Origin of the sequence: Micromonospora fluostatini, assembly GCF_050410825.1 — a bacterium.
Classification (GTDB): domain Bacteria; phylum Actinomycetota; class Actinomycetes; order Mycobacteriales; family Micromonosporaceae; genus Micromonospora; species Micromonospora rosaria.
Genome location: NZ_CP191251.1, coordinates 4,092,204 through 4,112,994 on the forward strand (window position 1 = coordinate 4,092,204; position 20,791 = coordinate 4,112,994).

General features: G+C 74.7%; 21 protein-coding genes and 1 pseudogene. 8 read left to right on the forward strand and 14 right to left on the reverse strand.

Annotation, left to right across the window (positions count from 1 at the left end; all coding sequences use genetic code 11):
• Positions 1 to 16: 16 nt before the first annotated feature.
• From ACQUFX_RS17855 to rsmD, 3 genes are all read right to left on the reverse strand, one after another.
• Positions 17 to 514 (reverse strand): SPFH domain-containing protein, encoded by a 498-nt coding sequence (locus tag ACQUFX_RS17855; RefSeq protein WP_428961489.1) that lies wholly within the window; start codon positions 512 to 514, stop codon positions 17 to 19.
• Positions 515 to 682: 168 nt separating this feature from the next.
• Positions 683 to 1,171: a pantetheine-phosphate adenylyltransferase gene (gene coaD, locus ACQUFX_RS17860; RefSeq protein WP_428961490.1), complete on the reverse strand. Its 489-nt coding sequence runs from the start codon at positions 1,169 to 1,171 to the stop codon at positions 683 to 685.
• The gene (gene rsmD, locus ACQUFX_RS17865) at positions 1,168 to 1,731 is read right to left on the reverse strand and encodes a 16S rRNA (guanine(966)-N(2))-methyltransferase RsmD (RefSeq protein WP_428961491.1); all 564 of its coding nucleotides are present in this window, start codon (positions 1,729 to 1,731) and stop codon (positions 1,168 to 1,170) included. Before rsmD ends, coaD begins: the two co-directional genes overlap by 4 nt.
• Positions 1,732 to 2,062: 331 nt before the next feature.
• On the opposite strand from rsmD, the gene ACQUFX_RS17870 reads away from it, so the two are divergent.
• Positions 2,063 to 3,331: a cell wall anchor protein gene (locus tag ACQUFX_RS17870; protein WP_428961492.1), complete on the forward strand. Its 1,269-nt coding sequence runs from the start codon at positions 2,063 to 2,065 to the stop codon at positions 3,329 to 3,331.
• Positions 3,332 to 3,465: 134 nt separating this feature from the next.
• On the opposite strand, the gene recG is transcribed toward ACQUFX_RS17870, so the two are convergent.
• On the reverse strand, positions 3,466 to 5,667 hold the full coding sequence (recG, locus tag ACQUFX_RS17875) for an ATP-dependent DNA helicase RecG (protein ID WP_428961493.1): 2,202 nt from the start codon (positions 5,665 to 5,667) through the stop codon (positions 3,466 to 3,468).
• Entirely contained in the window at positions 5,664 to 7,268 is a 1,605-nt protein-coding gene (locus ACQUFX_RS17880; RefSeq protein ID WP_428961494.1) for a DAK2 domain-containing protein, read from the reverse strand. The genes recG and ACQUFX_RS17880 overlap by 4 nt, the downstream gene beginning before the upstream one ends.
• A 196-nt stretch (positions 7,269 to 7,464) precedes the next feature.
• On the opposite strand from ACQUFX_RS17880, the gene rpmB reads away from it, so the two are divergent.
• Positions 7,465 to 7,656 carry a 50S ribosomal protein L28 gene (gene rpmB / locus ACQUFX_RS17885; RefSeq protein ID WP_007075181.1) on the forward strand — a complete coding sequence of 64 codons (192 nt, stop codon included), beginning with the start codon at positions 7,465 to 7,467 and terminating at the stop codon, positions 7,654 to 7,656.
• A gap of 403 nt (positions 7,657 to 8,059) precedes the next feature.
• Here rpmB and ACQUFX_RS17890 read toward each other — a convergent pair whose 3' ends face one another.
• Both ACQUFX_RS17890 and ACQUFX_RS17895 read right to left on the reverse strand, forming a co-directional pair.
• Entirely contained in the window at positions 8,060 to 8,527 is a 468-nt protein-coding gene (locus ACQUFX_RS17890; protein ID WP_428961495.1) for a GNAT family N-acetyltransferase, read from the reverse strand.
• A gap of 18 nt (positions 8,528 to 8,545) precedes the next feature.
• Positions 8,546 to 9,517 carry a thiamine-phosphate kinase gene (locus tag ACQUFX_RS17895; RefSeq protein ID WP_428961496.1) on the reverse strand — a complete coding sequence of 324 codons (972 nt, stop codon included), beginning with the start codon at positions 9,515 to 9,517 and terminating at the stop codon, positions 8,546 to 8,548.
• Between the two features lie 123 nt (positions 9,518 to 9,640).
• Here ACQUFX_RS17895 and ACQUFX_RS17900 point away from each other — a divergent pair, with 123 nt between their 5' ends.
• Together ACQUFX_RS17900 and ACQUFX_RS17905 are read left to right on the forward strand one after the other, a co-directional pair.
• Entirely contained in the window at positions 9,641 to 9,874 is a 234-nt protein-coding gene (locus tag ACQUFX_RS17900) for an Lrp/AsnC ligand binding domain-containing protein (RefSeq protein ID WP_067360102.1), read from the forward strand.
• Entirely contained in the window at positions 9,875 to 10,525 is a 651-nt protein-coding gene (locus ACQUFX_RS17905) for a DUF3515 family protein (protein ID WP_428961497.1), read from the forward strand.
• 189 nt (positions 10,526 to 10,714) lie between these two features.
• Here ACQUFX_RS17905 and ACQUFX_RS17910 read toward each other — a convergent pair whose 3' ends face one another.
• Entirely contained in the window at positions 10,715 to 11,821 is a 1,107-nt protein-coding gene (locus tag ACQUFX_RS17910; RefSeq protein ID WP_428961498.1) for a D-alanine--D-alanine ligase family protein, read from the reverse strand.
• Positions 11,822 to 12,050: 229 nt separating this feature from the next.
• Between ACQUFX_RS17910 and ACQUFX_RS17915 the strand changes: the two genes are divergently transcribed.
• Positions 12,051 to 13,310: an ATP-binding protein gene (locus tag ACQUFX_RS17915; protein ID WP_428961499.1), complete on the forward strand. Its 1,260-nt coding sequence runs from the start codon at positions 12,051 to 12,053 to the stop codon at positions 13,308 to 13,310.
• 36 nt (positions 13,311 to 13,346) lie between these two features.
• On the opposite strand, the gene ACQUFX_RS17920 is transcribed toward ACQUFX_RS17915, so the two are convergent.
• Complete coding sequence (locus ACQUFX_RS17920) at positions 13,347 to 13,607, reverse strand: hypothetical protein (protein WP_428961500.1); 261 nt, start codon at positions 13,605 to 13,607, stop codon at positions 13,347 to 13,349.
• A gap of 48 nt (positions 13,608 to 13,655) precedes the next feature.
• On the reverse strand, positions 13,656 to 13,808 hold the full coding sequence (locus ACQUFX_RS17925; protein ID WP_169807054.1) for a hypothetical protein: 153 nt from the start codon (positions 13,806 to 13,808) through the stop codon (positions 13,656 to 13,658).
• Between the two features lie 290 nt (positions 13,809 to 14,098).
• On the opposite strand from ACQUFX_RS17925, the gene ACQUFX_RS17930 reads away from it, so the two are divergent.
• The gene (locus ACQUFX_RS17930) at positions 14,099 to 14,944 is read left to right on the forward strand and encodes a helix-turn-helix domain-containing protein (RefSeq protein WP_067360109.1); all 846 of its coding nucleotides are present in this window, start codon (positions 14,099 to 14,101) and stop codon (positions 14,942 to 14,944) included.
• Positions 14,945 to 14,949: 5 nt separating this feature from the next.
• Positions 14,950 to 15,168, forward strand: coding sequence for a DUF397 domain-containing protein (locus ACQUFX_RS17935; protein WP_428961501.1), 219 nt, complete (start codon positions 14,950 to 14,952; stop codon positions 15,166 to 15,168).
• Between the two features lie 440 nt (positions 15,169 to 15,608).
• On the opposite strand, the gene ACQUFX_RS17940 is transcribed toward ACQUFX_RS17935, so the two are convergent.
• The 4 genes from ACQUFX_RS17940 to ACQUFX_RS17955 all read right to left on the reverse strand — a co-directional run bounded on the left by ACQUFX_RS17940 (position 15,609) and on the right by ACQUFX_RS17955 (position 19,442).
• A complete protein-coding gene (locus ACQUFX_RS17940; RefSeq protein ID WP_428961502.1) occupies positions 15,609 to 16,394 on the reverse strand; it encodes a putative protein N(5)-glutamine methyltransferase in 786 nt (261 codons plus the stop codon).
• A gap of 136 nt (positions 16,395 to 16,530) precedes the next feature.
• The gene (locus ACQUFX_RS17945; RefSeq protein WP_428961503.1) at positions 16,531 to 17,667 is read right to left on the reverse strand and encodes a cystathionine gamma-lyase; all 1,137 of its coding nucleotides are present in this window, start codon (positions 17,665 to 17,667) and stop codon (positions 16,531 to 16,533) included.
• A 6-nt stretch (positions 17,668 to 17,673) separates the two neighbouring features.
• Positions 17,674 to 18,708, reverse strand: a complete 1,035-nt coding sequence (locus ACQUFX_RS17950) for an NAD(P)H-dependent glycerol-3-phosphate dehydrogenase (protein ID WP_428961504.1) — start codon at positions 18,706 to 18,708, stop codon at positions 17,674 to 17,676.
• A complete protein-coding gene (locus ACQUFX_RS17955; RefSeq protein WP_428961505.1) occupies positions 18,705 to 19,442 on the reverse strand; it encodes a lysophospholipid acyltransferase family protein in 738 nt (245 codons plus the stop codon). The genes ACQUFX_RS17950 and ACQUFX_RS17955 overlap by 4 nt, the downstream gene beginning before the upstream one ends.
• A gap of 121 nt (positions 19,443 to 19,563) precedes the next feature.
• Between ACQUFX_RS17955 and cofC the strand changes: the two are divergent.
• Positions 19,564 to 20,196: pseudogene (gene cofC, locus ACQUFX_RS17960) on the forward strand (2-phospho-L-lactate guanylyltransferase); the annotation flags it as partial.
• Positions 20,197 to 20,791: the final 595 nt, after the last annotated feature.

The window sequence follows — 20,791 nt, forward strand, 5'->3', positions numbered from 1 at the left end:
GCTGTTGCGGTACCGGTCAGAAGGTTATCGGGCGCTCCGTGTCGTCCCCCGCGAAGGTGCCGATCTCCCGCAGCGCGTGCATCTTGTCCCGGCCCCGCTCGATCGAGGCGAGCGCCCGGGTGAGGAACTGCTCGAAGTTGGCCAGCGCGGTGTCGACGTAGTCGTCGACCTCCGAGCGCAGCCGCTGCGCCTCGGCACGGGCCTCGGCGATGATCCGGGCCCCCTCGTGCTCGGCGGAGACGGTGATCTCGTTCACCGAGACCAGGCGGGCGTGTTCCGCCTCGCCCTCGCTGATGATCCGGTCCGCCTCCCGCTTGCCCGCCTCCATGATCTTGTCCCGCTCCTCCAGGAGGGCGGCGGCCCGGCGCAGGTCGGCGGGGAGTTCGGCGCGCATCTCGTCCAGCGCGGCGATCATCTCGCCCCGGTCGACCATGCAGTTGTTCCGGGACATCGGAACGGAGCGGGCCTGCTCCACCATGGCGATCAGTTCGTCGATGCGATCGAGCGGGTCCACCGGTACCTCACTCCTGTCGTCCGTCGGCCGACCTCCATGATGCGGGCTGCGGCCGTCCTCCCGCTCCACCATGATGTCGCGCACGGGCCACCCGCGCCCCATCCGCCCCGGGCCCGGCGCGTCGCGCCGGCCGCCGGACGGGCGCGGCGCGACCGGCGCCGGCTGCGGTCAGCCGCGGACGGACGGGTCGAGGCGGAGGTTGAGCGCCTCCCGGACCACGTCGGGGACGTGCGGGGAGACGTCCCCGCCCCACTTCGCCACGTCCTTGACCAGGCTGGAGGAGAGGAACGAGTAGAGCGGGTTGGTCGGCATGAAGAGGGTCTCCACCCCGGCCAGGCCGATGTTCATGTGGGCCATCTGCAACTCGTAGTCGAAGTCGCTGACCGCCCGGAGGCCCTTGACCAGGACGGTCGCCTGCTGGGCCCGGCAGAAGTCCACCAGCAGCCCCCGGAACGACTCGACCCGGACGTTGTCGTAGGAGGCGGTCACCTGGCGGAGCATGTCGATCCGCTCCTCGACGGTGAACAGCGAGTTCTTCGACTGGTTGATGGTGACCACGACGATCACCTCGTCGAAGAGCCGGCTGGCCCGGCCGACGATGTCGAGGTGGCCGTTGGTGACCGGGTCGAAAGAGCCGGGGCATACCGCACGTCTCATGATCGGCGACCGTACCAAAGCGTGGTCTCCCCGTAACGCCGACTACGCTCGCAGGTGACGTCCTCCACCCAGTCGAACGGTGCGGTCCGGGTGGACCGCTCCACCACGACCAGCGCCCCGTCGGCCAGCCACCCCCCGTCGCGCAGCGCGACCAGCATGGCGGTCACCTCCTCGCCCGGCATCGCGTACGGCGGGTCGGCGAAGACCACGTCGTACGGGCCGCCGTCCGGGCCGGCGGCGAGCACGGTGGCGACCCGCCCGGTGACCAGCCGGGCGGCGGGCCCGGCCCGGACGGCGGCGAGGTTCTCCCGGGTCACCCGGGCTGCCCGGGGGTCGGACTCCACCAGCAGGACGTGACCGGCGCCCCGCGACAGCGCCTCCAGCCCGACCGCGCCGGAGCCGGCGTACAGGTCGGCGAAGCGCGCCCCGTCGAGGTCGACCACGGCCTGCACCGCGCTGAACAGCGCCTCCCGCACCCGGTCGGTGGTGGGGCGGGTGCCGGCGCCCGGGGGCGCGGCGATCCGCCGCCCGCCGAGCGCTCCGGCCACGATCCGGGTCACCGGCTCCTCCTGCGCGCACCCTGCGACGTTCTCACGGCCCCGACGCTACGCGATCACGGTACGCAACCGACCCACACGGTCGGTATCGACCGGTGTGCGGACGAACTACCGTCCGTGTATCAATGATCTCAAATTCATAACATGATGATGAGTGGGGTCTGTGGGCTGTTTCGTACCGGTTGCCCTCGCTAGGGTCTGCCCGTGCCGGCGGTGCTTCCGCCGGCCCCACGGCACCGGGGAGGCAGCGTCGCGGGACGCGCCCGAGATCGGCAGCGACCGCCCACCGCCGCCCCCGCCGTACCCCTTGACGCCCTTCACCCCGGGAGTACGTGTGATCCGTCCCCCGCTGTCGCTGCGGCGACCGCTCGCCGTGGCCGCCGCCGCGCTGCTCGGCTTCGCGGCCGTCACGGTGCCCTCGCCCGCGAGCGCCCGCATCCCCTCGCCGGAGCCCACCCCCTCGGTGACCGAGGCCGCCGAGGCCGTTCCGAGCACCCCGCCCGCGACCCCGCCGCCCGGCCCCGAGTGCGTCGACGCCGAGAAGGCCCGCTACACCCACGAGTTCGACGGGCCGGGGGGCTCCGCCAAGATCACCCTGACCAACGGCCCGCTCTGCGCCGGCCAGGAGCAGGACGTGGCCCTGGTGTCGTACCTGGCCCCGTCGGCGCGCTTCGCCACCCCGCAGTACGTCTTCGACACGTCGGTGAAGAAGTTCGCCGGGGTCGGCGAGGGTGAGCTCCAGCAGGCCACCCTGGAGTTCAAGGTCGAGGTGCCAGCCTGCTTCACCCAGGTCGACTTCGTCTTCGGCAGCGAGATCATCGACCCGCTGGACGACGACAGCCCCCGCTACGACAACCGCAAGATCGGTAGCGACAGCGGCATCGGCGCCCGCTCCGAGGGCGATCCGGCCTGGTACAACGGCGGCGAGGAGACCTGCGTCGCCGCGCCCGCCGTCGAGCCCACCTTCGACTGCGAGGGCAGCGTGACGCTGGCCCTGACCAACCGGGGCAACATCAAGACGACCTTCACCATCACCGCCAGCGGGGAGTACCGCGAGGAGGTGACCGTGCCGGCGAACGAGGTGGTCAACCACAAGCTCGACCCGGCGAACTCGCGGAACATCACGGTCACGGCCAACGGCATGGAGACCTTCGAGGGCGGCCACGAGCAGCCCGAGGACTGCAAGCAGCCCGAGGTCGGCAAGCCGGAGGGCACCTACACCTCGAGCTGCGACGAGATGATCTTCGAGATCAAGAACCCCGAGGACGGGGCCACCGTCACCAGCACCTTCACCCCGAACAAGGGCGAGGCCAAGACCGTCACGGTCGAGCCGGGCGAGACCGAGAAGGTCACCTTCAGGGCCAGCAAGGGCTTCACCGTCACCGTCACCGGTGACCTGGACTCCGGCGGCCCGCTCGCCTGGACCGAGCCCAAGGACTGCGACGAGCCCGACGGCGGCACCGGTGGCGGCGAGGAGGAGCCCGGCCTGCCGGTGACCGGCGCGGCGGCGGGCGGCATCGCCGCCGGTGCGCTCGCCCTGCTCGCCCTGGGCGCGGTGCTCTTCGTGGTCGCGCGGCGGCGTCGGGTGCACTTCACCGCCTGACCCGCTCCGCCCCACCTGATCGACCCCGAGGGCGCGTCGACCACCCGGTCGGCGCGCCCTCGGGCTGTCCCCGCGAGGTGCCGCGCACCGCGCCGGACGTCAGGCCCGCGCACCGCCCCCGGTGGACGCCGGGGTCAGCCCTTCTCCAGGTACTCCGCGCGTTCCTCGTCGACCAGGGTGGCGACCGAGGCGGCCAGCGCCGGGTGCCGGGCCAGTTCCGGGTCCTCCTCGACCAGGGCGATCGCCTCGGTACGGGCGTCCCGGATCAGGTCGGTGTCGCGCAGCAGCGACAGCAGCCGCAGGTGCGACCGGCGCCCCGACTGGGTGGCCCCGAGCACGTCGCCCTCCCGGCGCTGCTCCAGGTCCAGTTCGGCGAGCTTGAAGCCGTCCGTGGTGGACGCGACGGCGTCCAGGCGCTCCCGCGCCGACGAGCCCTCGGCCGCCTCGGTGACCAGCAGGCAGAGCCCGGCCGCCGAACCCCGGCCCACCCGGCCCCGGAGCTGGTGCAGTTGGGAGACGCCGAACCGGTCGGCGTCCAGCACGATCATCACGGTGGCGTTGGGGACGTTGACGCCGACCTCGACCACCGTGGTGGCCACCAGCACGTCCAGGTCACCGGCGGCGTAGGACCGCATCACCGCGTCCTTCTCGTCGGCCGGCAGCCGCCCGTGCAGCACGCCGATCCGCAGCCCGTGCAGCGGCCCCTCGGCGAGCAGCGGGGCCACCTCGGTCACCGCCAGCGGGGGTCGCCGGCCGGTGTCGTCCTCCCGGGGCGGCTCCTCGTCGCTGGTCGGCCCCTCCCCGATCCGGGGGCAGACCACGTACGCCTGGTGGCCGGCGGCCACCTCCTCGCGCAACCGCCGCCAGGCCCGGTCCAGGAAGGCCGGCTTGTCGGCGGCCGGCACCACGTGCGAGGCGATCGGCGAGCGGCCCTGCGGGAGCTGGGAGAGGGTGGACGTCTCCAGGTCGCCGTAGACGGTCATGGCGACCGTCCGGGGGATCGGCGTGGCGGTCATCACCAGCACGTGCGGCGGCTGGTCGGCCTTGGCCCGCAGGGCGTCGCGCTGCTCCACCCCGAACCGGTGCTGCTCGTCGACCACCACCAGACCCAGGTCGGCGAAGTCGACCCCCTCGTACAGCAGGGCGTGGGTGCCGAGCACGATGCCGGCCCGGCCGCCGGCCACCTCGGCGAGCGCCCGGCGGCGGGCCGCCGCGCCCAGCGAGCCGGTGACCAGCTCGACCCGGGTGGCGACGTCGTCGGCGCCCAGCTCGCCGGCCTGCGCGAGCGGACCGAGCAGGTCCAGGATGCCCCGGTGGTGCTGGGCGGCGAGCACCTCGGTCGGGGCCAGCAGGGCGGCCTGCCCACCGGCGTCGACGACCTGGAGCATCGCCCGCAGCGCCACCACCGTCTTGCCGGAGCCCACCTCGCCCTGGAGCAGCCGGTGCATCGGGTGCGCGGTCCCCAGGTCGGCGGCGATCTCCGCGCCGACCGTGCGCTGGCCCGGGGTCAACTCGTAGGGCAGCCGGGCGTCGAACCGGTCGAGCAGCCCGCCGGGGCGCGGCGGCCGGGCCTTCGCCGGCCAGGCCGCGGCCCGGATCTTGCGCTGGACCAGGGTGAGCTGCACGGCGAACGCCTCGTCCCACTTGAGCCGGCGGCGGGCCCGGTACAGCTCCTCCTTGCTGGACGGGCGGTGGATCTCGCGCAGCGCGGGGCCGATCCCGACCAGGTTGCGGCCGGCCCGCACGGTCGACGGCAACGGGTCGTCCGGCGGGGTGAAGGTGTCCAGCACCACCCGGACGCACCGGGCGATCACCCAGGTCGGCACCGCCGCCGCGGCCGGGTAGACCGGGATCAGCGCCCCGGCGAACTCCTCGACCTCCTCGGTGGCCGCCGCCTCGCCGTCGGTGGAGTCGCCGAGCAGGACGTACTCCGGGCCGTTGAGCTGGCGTTTCCCCCGGAACTCGGTGACCTTGCCGGCGAACATCCCCCACCGGCCGGGCCGCAGCTCCCGCTCCCGCCACGCCTGGTTGCCGAAGAAGGTCAGGGTCAGCGTGCCGCCGGAGGAGTCGCCGACGGTGACCTCCAGCAGGTTGCCCCGGCGCTGGCGCATCGGGCGGACCGCGGTGCGCTGCACCTGGGCCAGCACGGTGACCTGCTCGCCGACGTCCAGCGCCCGGATGTCGGTGTGCTCGCCGCGCTCGTCGTACCGGCGCGGGAAGTGGTAGACCAGGTCACCGGCGGTCAGCAGGTCGAGGTGGTCGGCGAGCGCCTTGGCGGTCTTCGCCCCGACCAGCTTCGACAGCGGTGTGTCCACCGTGGACGACTCGGACGTCATTCGACCCCCACCAGGAGCGGATAGTGCGGTTGCCCGCCCGGGTACGCCTGCACCTCGACGAACGGCCAGCGCCGCCCGACGTGCTCGCGTACCGCCTCGGCGAGCCCGGCCGGGGCGTCCGCCCCGGAGAGCAGGGTGACCAGCTCACCGCCGCCGCCGAGCATCCGGTCGACGACGCCGGTGCAGGTGTCGACCAGGTCGGCGCCGATCAGGTGCACCTCCCCCTCGACCAGGGCCAGCACGTCGCCGGGGCGGCACGGGCCGGCGACGGTCAGCGCCTCCCGCCCGGCGTAGCAGACCTCGGCGTACCGGCAGGCGCCGGCCGCCTCGGCCATCGCGATCACGTCGTCCTCGAAGCGGCGGCCCGGGTCCCGGACGGCGAGGGCGGCCAGCGCCTGCACCGGGGAGCGGGTCGGCACCACGCTGACCCGGACCCCGGTGCCGTCCGCCTCCCGCGCGGCCAGGCTCGCCACCGCCTGGGTGGCCGGGTCGTTGGGCAGCAGCACCACCCCGGCCGCGCCGGTGGCCCGGATCGCGGCCAGCAGGTCGCCGCTGGACGGGTTGCCCGGCACCACCGCCGCCCCCTCCCGGGCGAACAGCTCGGTGATGCCCGCGCCGTCGGAGACCACCACCGCCGCCCGGCCGGCCCGCTCCGGCGGTGGCGCGCCGGCCGCCGGCTGGTCGGCGAAGCGGCTCACCGTGATCCGGTACGGCCGGCCGGCGACCACACCCGCCTCGACGGCCGCCCCGATGTCGTTGACGTGCACGTGCACGTGCCAGGTCCGGTCGCCGCCGACCACCACCAGGGAGTCGCCCAGCGCGGCCAGGTCGGCGCGCATCCGCTGCACCGCCGCCGGCTCGGCGTCGAGCAGGAACTGCACCTCGTAGGCGTACTCCGGGGAGCCGGTCTCCCGCACCGCCGTCGGCGGCGGGCCGACCGGGCGCGGCGCGGCGGCCGGCCGGTCCGGGCGCTCGCCGGTGACGACCTCGACCAGGGCGTCGAGCAGCAGGCAGAACCCCCGGCCGCCGGCGTCGACCACCCCGGCGCTGGCCAGCGCCGGCAACTGCCCCGGGGTACGCCCCACCGCGTGCGCCGCCGCGTCGGCCGCCGACCGCGCCACGGTGGGCAGGTCGTCGCTCGCCGCCGCCTCGGCCGCGCCGGCCGCCGCGGCGACCACGCTGAGCAGGGTGCCCTCGACCGGATGGGCCACCGCGGCGTACGCGGCGGTGGTCGCCGCCCGCAACGCCGTGGCCAGCGCCCGGCCGCGCACGGCCGGCACCTCGGCGACCGCGTCGGCGAGACCGCGCAGGATCTGCGCGAGAATCACCCCGGAGTTGCCCCGGGCGCCGAGCAGCGCCCCCTGGGCCATCAGCCGCAGCGCGTGCCCGTGGCCGGTCGACCCGTCGTCGGGCAGGGTGCCCAGGTCCATCGCCAGCGCCTGCTGGGCCGAGGTGAGGGTGAGCACCAGGTTGGTGCCGGTGTCGCCGTCCGGGACGGGGTAGACGTTCAGCTCGTCGATCTCGCCCTGGTGCTGCCGCAGCACGGCCAGCCCGCCCGCGCACCAGCGGCGCACCGCGGCGGCGTCGAGAGTCTCCAGCACGGCCAGAAGCCTACTGGCGGAGACCGACAGCCGCCGGGCTCGGCCGGTTCCCGGTGGCGTCGCCGTTCCGCCGCCGCCCAGGTCGGCCCGGTAGGGGCGGTTGGCCGACCCGGCGGACCATCGGGTAGCCTGGCCGGGTTGTCCGGGCAGCACCCTGCCGGCGACCTCATGAACGTTTCAATCTCAGGAGTATCCCGTGGCTAGCGTGTGCGACGTCTGTGGCAAGGGGCCGGGCTTCGGCCACAACGTGTCCCACTCGCACCGGCGGACCAACCGCCGCTGGAACCCGAACATCCAGTCGGTGCGCACCCCCGCCGGTGGCGGCACGACCAAGAAGCTGAAGGTCTGCACCTCGTGCATCAAGGCCGGCAAGGTCACCCGCGCCTGACGCGGTAGCCCGCCGCTCCGATCACCGCCACTGCCGGCGGACCGTTCCCGGTCCGCCGGCTCTGTCGTGCCCGCCGCCGGCCGGGCCGGCCTCCGCGCCGCTCCCCGGCTGCCGGCCGTTCCGCCGTTCCCTGGCCGGCCGTTCCGGCGTTCCCTGGCCGGCTGCTCCGGCGCTTCCCGGCCGGCCGTTCCCCGGCCGGCCACTGCCCGCTGCCGGCCGCTGCCGGTCGGCCCGGTCGCGCTGGCCGGACCGCCGCCGGGCCGAACGAAACCCAGCCCCGACCGGCCGGCGCGGTGGCCGGTCGCCGGCACCCGCAGGGCCGGGCCAGGCCCGGCCGGGCCGGGCCGGGTCGGGTCGGGCCGGGTCGGGTCGGGTCGGGTCAGCGAAGGGGGCGGCCGGTCGGTCAGAGCGGGCGGCCGAAGGAGAGGCAGCCGGGTGAGTCCCGATAGAAGCCGAAGTTCGGGATCCGCTCGTACCCGAGCGCGTAGTACATCGCGATCGCCTCGGGCTGCCGGTCCCCGCACTCCAGGATGATCTGCTTGCGCCCGTGTTCCCGGGCGGAACCCTCCACCGCCGCCAGCACGGCCCGGCCCACCCCCCGGCCCCGGACGGCCGGAGCGGTGTACATCCGCTTCAACTCGGCGATCTCCCCGGAGTCGCCGTGGCTACGCCAGCCGGCACAGCCGACCGGCGTGCCGGCCAGCCGCGCCACCAGGAACACTCCGGCCGGGGGCTCGAACTCGGTGGCGTCGATCGGGGTGTCGTCGCCGCTGCCGCCGTAACGGGCCCCCAGGTCGGCCATGGCGTCCCGGATCAACAGCCGGGCCACCGGCGAGTCGAAGGGCACCGGGCGGATCTCCAGCTCACTCACGGGTGAAGGGTACGACCGTCACCGGAAGTGATCCCAGCCGGCCGGCCCGTCGTACCGCTCCCCGTCCACGGTGACCCCGCCGCCGGCCGCCCCGCCACCCTCGGTCACCACGCCGCCCTCGGTCACCACGCCGATGGGCCGCCACGGGGCGGGCAGCGCCACGGCGGGCGGGAAGGTCGCCGCCAGGGCGTGGTCGTCACCGCCGGCCAGCAACCAGGTGTACGGGTCGACGCCGAGCGCCTGGGCGGCGTCCCGCATCTGCCGGGGCACCTCGAAGGCGTCCCGGTGCACATCGATGCCGACCCCGCTGGCCCGCGCCACGTGCCCCAGGTCGGCCAGGAGCCCGTCCGACACGTCGATCATCGCGGTGGCGCCGAGCCGGGCGGCGTGCGGCCCGGCGGGGTACGGCACCTCGGGCCGCCGGTACGCCTCCACGAGCAGCTTCGGGGTACGGAAGCCCCGGGAGAGCACCGTGCACCCGGCCGCCGCGTACCCGACCCGTCCGGCCAGCGCGAGCACGTCGCCGGGACGGGCGCCGGAGCGCAGCACCGGGGCCCGGCCACCGAGGTCCCCCAGCGCGGTGACGGCGACGGTCAGCGTCGGGCTGGCCGACATGTCCCCGCCCACCACGCTCGCGCCGACCTTGGCCGCCTCGGCCGCCAGCCCGTCGGCCAACTGCTCGGCCCAGCCCGGCTCCAACCCGGGCGGCAGGCAGAGGGCGACCAGCAACGCGGTCGGGGTGGCCCCCATCGCCGCGATGTCGGCCAGGTTGGCCGCCGCCGCCCGGTGCCCGAGGTCCACCGCCCCGCCCCAGTCCCGCCGGAAGTGCCTGCCCTCGACCAACACGTCCGTCGAGGCGACCACCCGGCTGTCCGGGGCGGCCACCACCGCGGCGTCGTCCCCGGGGCCGACCAGGCACGCCGGCCCGGACCCCAGCCGGGCAGTCACCCGGTCGATCAACCCGAACTCACCGACACCCGCGACGCTCACGCCGTCCCGCTCCGCTCGCTCACCGCTTCTCCTCGACCACCGATAGGGATCTCACCTGGTCCGTAGGGTATTTTCACCCTTCGGGCCGCCCAGGCGGCGACGGCGACAGACGGAGGTCGAGTCGTGGTTCAGGCGTACATCCTCATCCAGACAGAGGTGGGCCGGGCACGGGACGTGGCCGGTCTCATCTCCGGTCTCGCCGGCGTGGTGCGCGTCGACGCCGTCACCGGGCCGTACGACGTGGTCGTCCTCACCGAGGCCAACACCGTCGACGAACTCGGCAAACTCATCGTCAGCAAGGTGCAGATGGTGCCCGGCATCACCCGCACCCTCACGTGTTCGGTGGTGCGCCTGTAAGTGGACAAGATCACGCCTACCCCCACCGACCGACGGTCCGCCGAGCAGCCCGCCGACGAGTCCACCGGTAAGCCGGCCGCCCGGCGGCCGGACCGGACCAACCGCACCGCCGCGCTGCTCGCCACCGCGGTCGCCCTCCCGGTGACCCTGCTGGTCGCCGGGTTCGCCTTCACCCAGCTCACCCCGGACGGCCCCGGCTCTGACCCGGCGGCGTCACCCAGCGTGGCCCAGCCGCAGTCGACCACGCCCGTCGAGATGGCCGCCCCGGAGCTGGCCGAACGGCCCGCCACGGTGTGTCGCGCCCTGCTCTCGCACCTCCCGGCGACCGTCGGCGAGCTCGCCCAGCGTCCGGTCACCGCCGGCCCGGAGCAGAACGCCGCGTACGGCGACCCCGCCCTCACCGTGGCCTGCGGCGGCCCGGCCGCCACCGTGCCGGACACCGACGAGGTGTGGACGGTCAACAACGTCTGCTGGCACGGAACCACCGAAGGCGACCGCACCACGCTGACCGCCCTCGACCGCGAGGTCCCGGTCCGGGTGAGCGTGCCGGCGACCCACGGCCAACCGTTGCAGCTCCTCCCCCCGCTCGCCGACGCGATCGTGGCCTCGGTCCCCTCCGGCGGCACCCCCCCCTCCGGCTGCAACCGCTAACCCCCACCCCCTCCCCCCACCCTCCCCCACCCCGCCCCCATGCGTTGATCATGGAGTTGGCGGCAGGCGGAGCGCCCCTGCATGCCGCCAACTCCATGATCAACGGGGCGGGAGGGGTGGGTGGGAGGGAGGGGTGGGTGGGAGGGAGGGAGGGAGGGAGGGGGTGGGAGGGGGGCGGGGGTGGGTGGGTTAGTGGAGGCCGGTGCCTCGGCGGAGGGCGGTGCGGATGAGGCGGTTGACCAGCTTCGGGTACTCCAGGCCGGAGGCGGCCCACATCCGGGGGAACATCGACGACGGGGTGAACCCGGGCATCGTGTTGATCTCGTTGAGGTAGACCCGCAGGTCGGGGGTGACGAAGAAGTCGACCCGGGCCAGCCCCGCGCAGTCGAGCGCGGTGAACGCCCGGACCGCGTACTCCTGCACCTGCCGGGTGACCTGGTCGGGCAGTCCGGCCGGGATGTCGTACTCGCAGGACTGCTCGGAGTCGATGTACTTCGCCTCGAAGTCGTAGAAGTCGTGGTCGGCGACGACCCGGACCTCGGCCAGCACCGACGCCTCGGGCGCCCCGGCCGCCTCCCCCTCCAGCACGCCGCACTCGATCTCGCGGCCGACGATCGCCCCCTCGACCAGCACCTTCGGGTCGATCTGCCGGGCGGTGGCGACGGCCTCGTCGAGCTTCGCCCAGTCGTCGACCTTGCTGATGCCGAAGGACGAGCCGGCCCGCGACGGCTTCACGAAGACCGGCAGGCCCAGCCGCTCCTTGTCCTCCTCGGTCAGTGTCATCCCGCTGCGCAGCACCACGTACGGGCCGACCGGGATGCCCTCGGCGGCGCAGAGCTTCTTGGTGAACTCCTTGTCCATCGCGGCGGCCGAGGCGAACACGTTCGCCCCGACGTACGGGATGCCGGCCATCTCCAGCATCCCCTGGATGGTGCCGTCCTCGCCGTACGCGCCGTGCAGGACCGGGAAGACGACGTCCACGTCGGTCAGGGCCCGGGGCCCCTCCCCCGGTTCGAGCACCAGCAGCCCGTTGCCGGTGGGGTCGGCACGGAGCACCAGGTCGACGCCGGAGGCAGCGGTGATCTCCGGAAGCTGCCGCGCGTGGATCGCCAACTCCTCCGCAGCACCGCTGGTCAGCACCCACTGTCCGGCCCGGGTGATGCCGACCGGCACCACCTCGAACTCGTCCGGGTCCAGCGCGCCGAGCACGCTGCCGGCGCTGACACAGGAGATGCCGTGTTCCGGGCTACGGCCGCCGAAGACGATTGCCACGCGGGTCTTGCCTGGGGTGGTCACTGGGGTCACCTCTTCGGTCCCGACTGCGAAACTCGCTGTGGCGCCGGTGGCGCTCACGCGGTCGACCTTACTGTGCGTGGCGGAGGGCCGGTGGCCATACCCAGGGAGAGGCGGCGGGCACCGCAATCGGTCAAGCCATCATATACATAGCGTAATCACCCCATGCCGGACGGGACCCGGTCGGGAGGCGGGCACAGGGGCGTACCCCCTTCGCTACGCTGCTGGTCCTATGAGCACCGACCCCCTGCTCGACAGCCTGGCGGCGGCCCTCGACGCCCGCCCGGACGACCTGCCCCTGCGCCTGCACCTGGCCGCGCTGTTGCTGGAGCGGGGACGCGGCGCCGAGGCGATCGGGCACATCGGTCAGGCGCTCGCCCGTGATCCTGCCCACGTCGAGGCGCGGGCGCTGATGCAGCGGGCGCTCGGCACGGCCGTACCCGGCCCGCCACCGGCCGTCGCGATGACGCCGGACCACCCGGCGGCCGGTGCGGCCCCGGCTGGCGGGGACGCCCCGCTCGCCGCGTACGAGCGGGAACTCGCCGACGTCGTGCCGCCGCGCTTCCTGCGGGCGGGCGACGAGCCCGAGCCGGTCTCCGGCGACGCCGACCGGGTGTACGACGTGGAGTCGGCCAGCGTCCGGCTCTCCGACGTGGGCGGCATGGCGGCGGTCAAGGAGCGGCTGGAGCTGGCCTTCCTCGGCCCGCTGCGCAACCCGGAGCTACGCCGGGTGTACGGCAAGAGCCTGCGCGGCGGGCTGATGCTCTACGGCCCGCCGGGCTGCGGCAAGACGTTCCTGGCCCGAGCCGTGGCCGGGGAGATGGGCGCGAAGTTCCTCTCCCTGTCCATCGTGGACGTGCTGGACATGTGGATCGGCAACTCGGAGCGGAACCTGCACGAGTTGTTCCAGGCCGCCCGCCGCAACGCCCCGTGTGTGCTCTTCCTCGACGAGGTCGACGCGCTGGGGCACAAGCGCTCGCAGGTGGGATCCAGCGCGATGCGGACGCTGGGCAACCAGTTGCTGGCCGAACTGGACGGCATGGAGGGCAGCAACGAGGGGGTGTTCGTGCTGGCCGCCACCAACACCCCGTGGGACGTCGACCCGGCGCTGCGTCGCCCGGGGCGGCTCGACCGGGTGGTGCTGGTGCTGCCGCCGGACCCCGAGGCGCGCCGGGCCATCCTGGAGTACCACCTGCGCGACCGGCCCATCGCCGGGATCGACCTGCACCGGGTGGTGGCCGCCACCGAGGACTTCTCCGGCGCGGACCTGGCGCACCTCTGCGAGACGGCGGCGGAGTTCGCGATGGCCGACTCGGTACGCCGGGGCGAGGTCCGCATGATCGAGCAGCGGGACCTGGAGCGGGCGCTGAAGGAGGTCCGCCCGTCGACCCGGCCCTGGCTCGCCACCGCCCGCAACGTCGCCATGTTCGCCAACGAGGGCGGCGTGTACGACGACCTGGTGGCGTACCTCAAGCACCGTCGGTTGCTCTGACCCGCGCCCGCCCCGCACGAGGGGCGCGGCGTCGGGTCAGCACGTCCGTTCCGACGCCCGGTCCAGCACCACCCGGCCGGGCTCGCCGGCCAGCCGGCGGCCGACGGCGAGCACCTTCACCCGCTGCCGGCCGGCCCGCACCATGCCCAGGGCCATGAACGCCCCGGCGATCCGGTCGGCCGCCTCACGGTTGCTCGCCCCCACCACCTGCCGCCGCCGCTCGGGCGTGGTCCGCTCGTTGCGGCTCGCCCCGTCGAGCAGCCGGACGTCGGTGAGCACCACGAGGAAACGGGTCATCGCCGCCCCCCGTGGGTCGGGCTCGGTCCTCCCCGGGTCGGGCTCGGTTCAGGAGGCATAGCGGACCACCTCCGGTTCGGCCGTGGTGGCGGCCAGCCCCCCGCCCGAGTCCCGGCACACGTAGCTGAGACCGCCGCCGCCGTCCCGGCAGACGTAGGCGAGGTCGGCATGGATCCAGGCGCCGTCGTTGTCGCGCAGCACCGGCCGCGCACACCACCGACACCGCGACACACGGGGCCATCGTCCGGCTGCCGTCATCCGTCTCCCCTTCCGGTGACCTCGTGGTCGGGTGGCACGCGGCAATCGGGTACGGGGGAGAAAAAACCCGATCGCCGCGCGCCCCATCCCCTCCGGTCGCTCACCACTACCGTCGCCACGACAACCAGTGGTGAGGACGCCGTCACAGGTTGACACCTCCATGGGGATGAATGCAACTCTCATCGCGGTTCTCTCATGCACACTTTCCCAGAGACGTGTGCGACTATCGATGCATGGCTCCGAAGACCGCCCGAGCACGGCGACTGGGCATCGCCCTGCGTGCGCACCGGGAGGCGGCCGGCCTCACCCTGGAGGCCGCCGCCGACGAGATCAACAGCACCCGCAGCACGCTGTCCCGGTACGAGAACGCCCAGACCCTGGTCAGCCCGGCCACCGCACGCGCCCTGCTCACGTTGTACGGGGTGGCCGCCGAGGAGGTCGCCGCCGCCGTGCAACTCGCCAAGGACGCACGCAAACCGGGCTGGTGGGTGTCCTACTCGTACCTGCTCGACCGCCGCACCATCGACTTCATCGCACTGGAGGCGGAGGCGACCGGGATCGCCAACTTCGAGCCGTCCGTCGTGCCGGGGCTGCTCCAGACCGCCGACTACATCCGCGCGGTGATGCTCGGCGGGCCGCACACCCTCAGCGACGAGGACGTCGAGCAGCGGGTCCACGTCCGACTCGACCGGCAGCAACGGCTGACCGGCGACCAACCGCCCATCCTGGACACGATCATCGACGAGGGAGCACTGCTCCGCCCGGTGGGCGGGCAGGCGGTGATGGAGGCACAGATTCAGCACCTACTCAAGATCGGCGAACTGCCGAACATCACCGTCCAGGTCGTCCCGCTCTCCGCCGGCTACCACCGGGGCACCCGAGGCTCGCTGCACATCCTCGAGTTCGCCGACCCGGAGGACCCGATCATCGCCTCGGTGGAGACCGTCGCCGGTCAGATGATCCTCGACCGCCCCGGCGACCTGCGTACCTGCACCAAGATCATGGAACACCTGCGATCCGTCGCGCTCAGCCCGGCGGCAAGTCGCGACCAACTCGTTCGAATCCTGAAGGGACGGTAGGCACCATGACCCCGACGACCAGTCCGGCGCTGACGACAGCCCACTGGCGCAAGAGCAGCCACAGCGGCGACGAGGGCGCCTGCGTCGAGATGGCGGACATCCCCGGCGCGGTCGCGGTCCGTGACTCGAAGGACCCGACCGGTCCGGCGCTGCTCTTCGCCCCGGCCGCCTGGACCGCCTTCGCCGCCGCCCCGCCCGTGCCACCGGCCCACACCGACCGCTGACCCGACTCGACCCTGACCCGACTCGACCGCTGACCCGATCCGACTGCGGTGCCGGACCTACCCCCGGCCCGGATCGGTTGCGGAGCCGGATCGGCTGCCCAGCGGTGGCGGGCCGGAAGCGCCCGACCCGCCGGCCCGGCGCCTCGGCCGCCACCGGGAGCGCCGGGCCGGCCCATGCCCACCGCACCGCCGCCCGGCGACAGCACCTGCTTCCGAGCGGTATACCGGTCAGGCATTTTTATGCCTGACCGGTATACCGCTCATCGCGTGGTCCCCTCCGGAGCGGGACACGCCCGGACCGACGGCCCGGGAGAAGGAGCCGGCACGGCAGACCCGCCTCACCACCCACGCCCGGCAGACCCGTCCCGGCCAGCACGGCACCGGCGGCAGGGCCCGGCCAGCACGGCACAGCCAGCACGGCACGGCACCGGCCCGCGTCGTCAGTGTGGCCGGCGGGCGACGACGGCGGTGGCGTCCAGGTCCGCGCTGCGGACCACCCGGGACTCCAGCCCGTACCCCCGCAGCGCGGCGCGCAGCGCCCCGGCCTGCTCGGCGGCGACCTCCACCGCCAGGTGGCCACCGGGGGCCAGCCAGCGCGCCGCCTGGGCCGCGACCCGGCGCAGCACCGCCAGCCCGTCCGGGCCGCCGTCGAGGGCCAGCCGCGCCTCGTGCAGCCGCGCCTCGGCCGGCATCATGGCCACCGCCCCGCTGGGCACGTACGGGGCGTTGGTTACCACCAGGTCCAACCGCCCCCGCCACCGCTCGGGCAGCGGGTCGAACAGGTCGCCCTGGAAGACCGGTACCCCGAGTGGGGCGAGGTTGCCCCGGGCGCAGGCCACGGCGGCCGGGTCGAGGTCGACGGCGGCCAGCCAGCGGCAGTCCAGCCGGTGGGCCAGGGCCAGGGTGGTGGCGCCGGAGCCGCAGCAGAGGTCCACCACCGCCGGGGCCGGACCGGTCGCGGCCACGGCCGCCTCGACCACCAGCGCGGTCCGGCTGCGCGGCACGAAGACCCCGGTGTCGACCCGGACCCGCAGGCCGCAGAACTCGGCCCAACCGAGCACGTGTTCCAGCGGTTCACCGGCGATCCGGCGCTCGACCAGCCCGGCCAGCGCCCCGGTCGAGGCGGCGGCGGCGAGGAGCAGCTCCGCCTCGTCCTCGGCGTAGACGCAGCCGGCGGCGCGCAGTCGCTGCACGAGGGTGGGACGGTCGGTACGGGGCGACACCATGGCAGGCCTCTCGGGAACGCTGGGCGGCGCTCCCGCCGGCACTACCGGTGCGACGGGGACGCGGAGGGAAGCGCCGGTCCTGTTGTCGGGTGGATCGGACTCACCTCCTCGACGTCGCCGCCCGCGACGGGCCCGATCACCATAGCGGACCCGGCGCCCCGGCGTCGTCCAGCGCGGCACCGATGTCGGCCACCAGGTCGGCCGGGTCCTCCACGCCGCAGGAGAGCCGGACGAAACCGGGTGCGGTGTCGTCGCCCCACTGGGCCCGCCGGTCGGCGGTGGTGTGCAGCCCGCCGAACGAGGTCGCCGCGGCGACCAGCCGGGCGGCGGCGACGAAGCGGGCCACCCGGTCGGCGTCGCCGAGGTCGAACGAGAGCACCCCCGGCATCCGGCGCATCTGCCGGGCGGCCACCGGGTACGCCGGGTCGGTGGGCAGCCCCGGCCAGCGCAGCCCGGCCACGTCCGGGCGGGCGGCCAGCGCCCGCGCGACCGCTTCGGCGTTGGCCGACTGCCGGCCCAGCCGCAGGTCCAGGGTGGCCAGCGACCGGTGGGCCAGCCAGGAGTCGAACGCCCCGGGCACCGCACCGGTGGTGGTCCGCCAGCCGGTGACCGCGTCCAGCAACGCCCCGGACCGGGTGGCGACGTACCCGAGCAGCAGGTCCGAGTGGCCGGTGAGCGCCTTGGTGCCGGAGGCGACCACCACGTCCGCCCCGAGGTCGAGCGGGCGCTGCCCGAGCGGGGTGGCGGTGGTGTTGTCCACCGCCAGCAGGGCGCCGGCCGCATGCGCCGCCTCGGCCAGGGCCGCGACGTCGGCCACGTCCAGGCCCGGGTTGGCGGGGGTCTCCAGCAGCACCAGCCGGACCCCCGCGAACGACGGGTACGGCCCGACGGTCGGCGCGTAGCGCACCGTGACGCCGATGGTCTCCAGGGTGTCGGCGGCGAAGGCCCGCACCGGGAAGTACCCGTCGGCGGGCAGCACCACCGTGTCGCCCGGCCGCAGCACGGCCAGCAGCAGGCCGGTGATGGCCGCCTGCCCGCTGGCGAAGACCCGGCAGTCGCCGCCCTCCAACTCGCCGACGGCCGCCTCCAGCAGCCGCCGGGTCGGGTTGTCCGGTCGGCCGTACCCGTTCGGCGAGGCCTGCGGCCCCTGCCACGGGTCGAGGTGGTACGGCGCGGCGAGGACCGGCCCGGGGAGGAACGGGTCGCCCGGGGCGGGTTCGGGCAGCCCGGCGTGCACGCACCGGGTGCCGTCGCGGTAGTCCTGGTCAGTCATGGCAACTCACTCGTACGACTCGGGTTTGGCGGTCCGGCTCATCAGCACGTCCACGGCGATCCGGGGGTCGAGGCCCTCGTGGCAGACCCGTTCGACCTGCTCGGTGATGGGCATCTCCACCCCGTGCGCGCGGGCCAGGTCACGGACCGCCAGGGCGCTCTTGACGCCCTCGGCGGTCTGCCGGGTGGCCACCCGGGCCTCCTCCAGCGTCGCGCCCCGGCCCAGGTGCTCACCGAAGGTGCGGTTGCGGGCCAACGGCGACGAGCAGCTCGCCACCAGGTCCCCCATGCCGGCCAGGCCGGCGAAGGTGATCGGGTCGGCGCCGAGCGCCACCCCGAGGCGGGCCGTCTCGGCCAGCCCCCGGGTCATCAGCATCGCCCGGGTGTTGTCCCCGAAGCCCATCGCGGTGGCGATCCCGTACGCCAGGGCGATCACGTTCTTGACCGCGCCGCCCAGCTCGCAGCCGATCACGTCGTCGTTGGTGTACGGGCGGAAGTAGGTCGTCAGGATGGACGCCTGCACCAGCGCCGTCCGGGCGGCGTCGGTGCCGGCGACCACGGTGGCGGCCGGCTGCTCGGCGGCGATCTCGGGGGCGACGTTGGGGCCGGAGACCACCACCACCCGGTCCGGGGTCACCCCGGCGGTCTCCACGATCACCTCGCTCATCCGCTTGGTGGTGCCCAGCTCGATCCCCTTCATCAGGGAGACCAGGGTGGCGTCCGGGTGCAGGTGCCCGGCCCACTCGGCGAGGTTGCCGCGCAACGTCTGCGAGGGCACGGCCAGCACCACCAGCTCGGCGTCCGTGATCGCCTCGACGGCGTCCCCGGTCGCGCGGACCCGGTCCGGCAGCCGCAGGTCGGGCAGGTAGTCGGGGTTACGCCGGGCCCGGCGGATGCCGTCCACGACGCTGGGCCGGCGGGCCCAGACGGTCACGTCCCGGCCGGCGTCGGCCAGGATCTTGGCGAAGGCCGTCCCCCACGACCCGGCCCCCAGCACCGCCACCTGCCCGCCGGCGCCGGTGCTGGCACGTCGCCCGCTCACGCCGCCGCCTCCGGCTGCTCGCCGCCGTCGCCGGCCCGGGCGGGACGTTCCCACAGCGGCGGCGGTGTGCCGCCCCGGATCTCGGCGAGCAGGTCGCGCAGGCACAGCATGATCTCGTCGGTCATCTCCACCAGGGTGGCCCGGGTCGGCGTGGCCCCCTGCCAGCGTCCCAGGTCGACGGGGGGCCCGGCGGAGACGCTGACCGGGATCCGGGGCCGGACGCTGAACCGCTTGGTCCGGGGGTCGAACATCCGCTCCGGACCCCACATGGCCAGCGGGACCACCGGGGCGCCGGTGGCCAGCGCCAGCCGGGCGGCCCCGGTCTTGCCCCGCATCGGCCACAGGTCGGGGTGCCGGGTGGTGGTGCCCTCCGGGTAGATGACCACCACACCGTCCTCGTTCAGGGCGGCGACCAGGGCGTCGAGCGACTTGACCGCGTCGACCGTGCCGCGCTCCACCGGGATCTGCCGGCACCTGTGCAGCAGCCAACCGACCACCGGCACCCGGAACACGCTGGCCTTGCCGAGGAACCGGGGCCAGCGGCCGGCGTCGTAGACGAAGTGCGCGGAGACCAACGGGTCGGCGTGCGAGATGTGGTTCGCCACGATGATCACCCCGCCGTCGCGGCGCAGGTGCTCCATGCCCCGCCAGGTGCGCCGGGTCCAGACTGTCATCACCGGCTTGACCACGACCACGGCGAACCGCTGCCAGAACCCCAGCTTCCGGCGCCCCACCCTGCCTCCTCGTTGCCCGACCGCACCCGCGTCCCACCGCTGACACCCGCAGCGAAATCATGCCTGCTCGCCCCCGGGACGGCCAGTGAGGGTACCGGTGCCCGGCTGGCAGGATTGTGCCGTGCCCCAGACCTGGACCGTGGTGGTGCCGGTGAAGCGCCTCGGCGTGGCGAAGAGCCGGCTGCGGGGCGCGCTGCCCGGCGTACCCCACGAGAGCCTGGCCCTGGCCCTGGCGGCCGACACGCTGCGGGCGGTGGCCGCCTGCGCCCCGGTCGATGAGGTGGTGGTGGTCACCGACGACGCCCGGGTGGCGGCGGCGACCCACGACACCGGGCGGGACGGACGACGGGCCCGACTGCGGGTGGTACCGGACGTTGCGGCCGCCGGGTTGAACGCGGCCCTGCGGCACGGCGCGGCGCTGGCCGGCGGGACCGGGGTGGCCGCGCTCACCGCCGACCTGCCGGCGCTGCGCCCGGCCGACCTGGCGGCGGCGCTGCGGGCGACGGCCGGGGTGCGGGGGTACGTGGCGGACGCCCCCGGCGACGGGACGGTGCTGCTCGCCGCGCCGGCCGGGGTACCGCTCGACCCACGTTTCGGGGCCGGCTCGGCCTCGGCGCACGCGGCCAGCGGCGCGGTGCCGCTCACCGGCGACTGGCCGACCCTGCGCCGCGACGTGGACACCCCGGCCGACCTGGTGGCCGCCGCCCGGTTGGGGCTCGGCCCCCGCACGGCCGCGCTCGTCGGCGGCGGCGCGGTGTACGGTGACGCCATGCAGGGGACGGTGGCCAGCTACGACGCGGCGACCCGCAGCGGGGTGCTGCTGCTCGACGACGGCACCGAGCTGCCCTTCCCGGCCCGCGCCTTCGACGCCTCCGGCCTGCGGATGCTGCGGCTGGGCCAGCGGCTGCGGGTGGAGACCGACGCGGCCGGCGAGGTGGTCCGGGTGACCTTCCCGACGATGGCGTGATCACCCGACCAAGTTCATTTTGCGTTAACCCCCGTCGGGTGATTATGGGCTGGTGAGCACCCCTCGCGAACAGCGCACCAACCGCCGTCGGAGCACCGGAGCGACCACATCCCGTGACGGGTCCCGGCAACGGGGCGCCGACGGCCGGTTCCGGCCCGGCCGACCGTCGCCCGCCACCGACCCCGAGCCCACCGACCCAGCCGAGCCGACCGACCGCCCGGAGCCGACCGGGGCACACCCCACGCCCGCGCCGACCGACCACTCCGAGCCGGCCGGCGGGCAGCCGACGGCGGACCCGACCCCGGCCGCCGACGCGGCCGGCGGGCAGGCCCGGACCGACGACGGTACGGCCGACCCGCCCGGACCCGGGCGGCCCGACCGC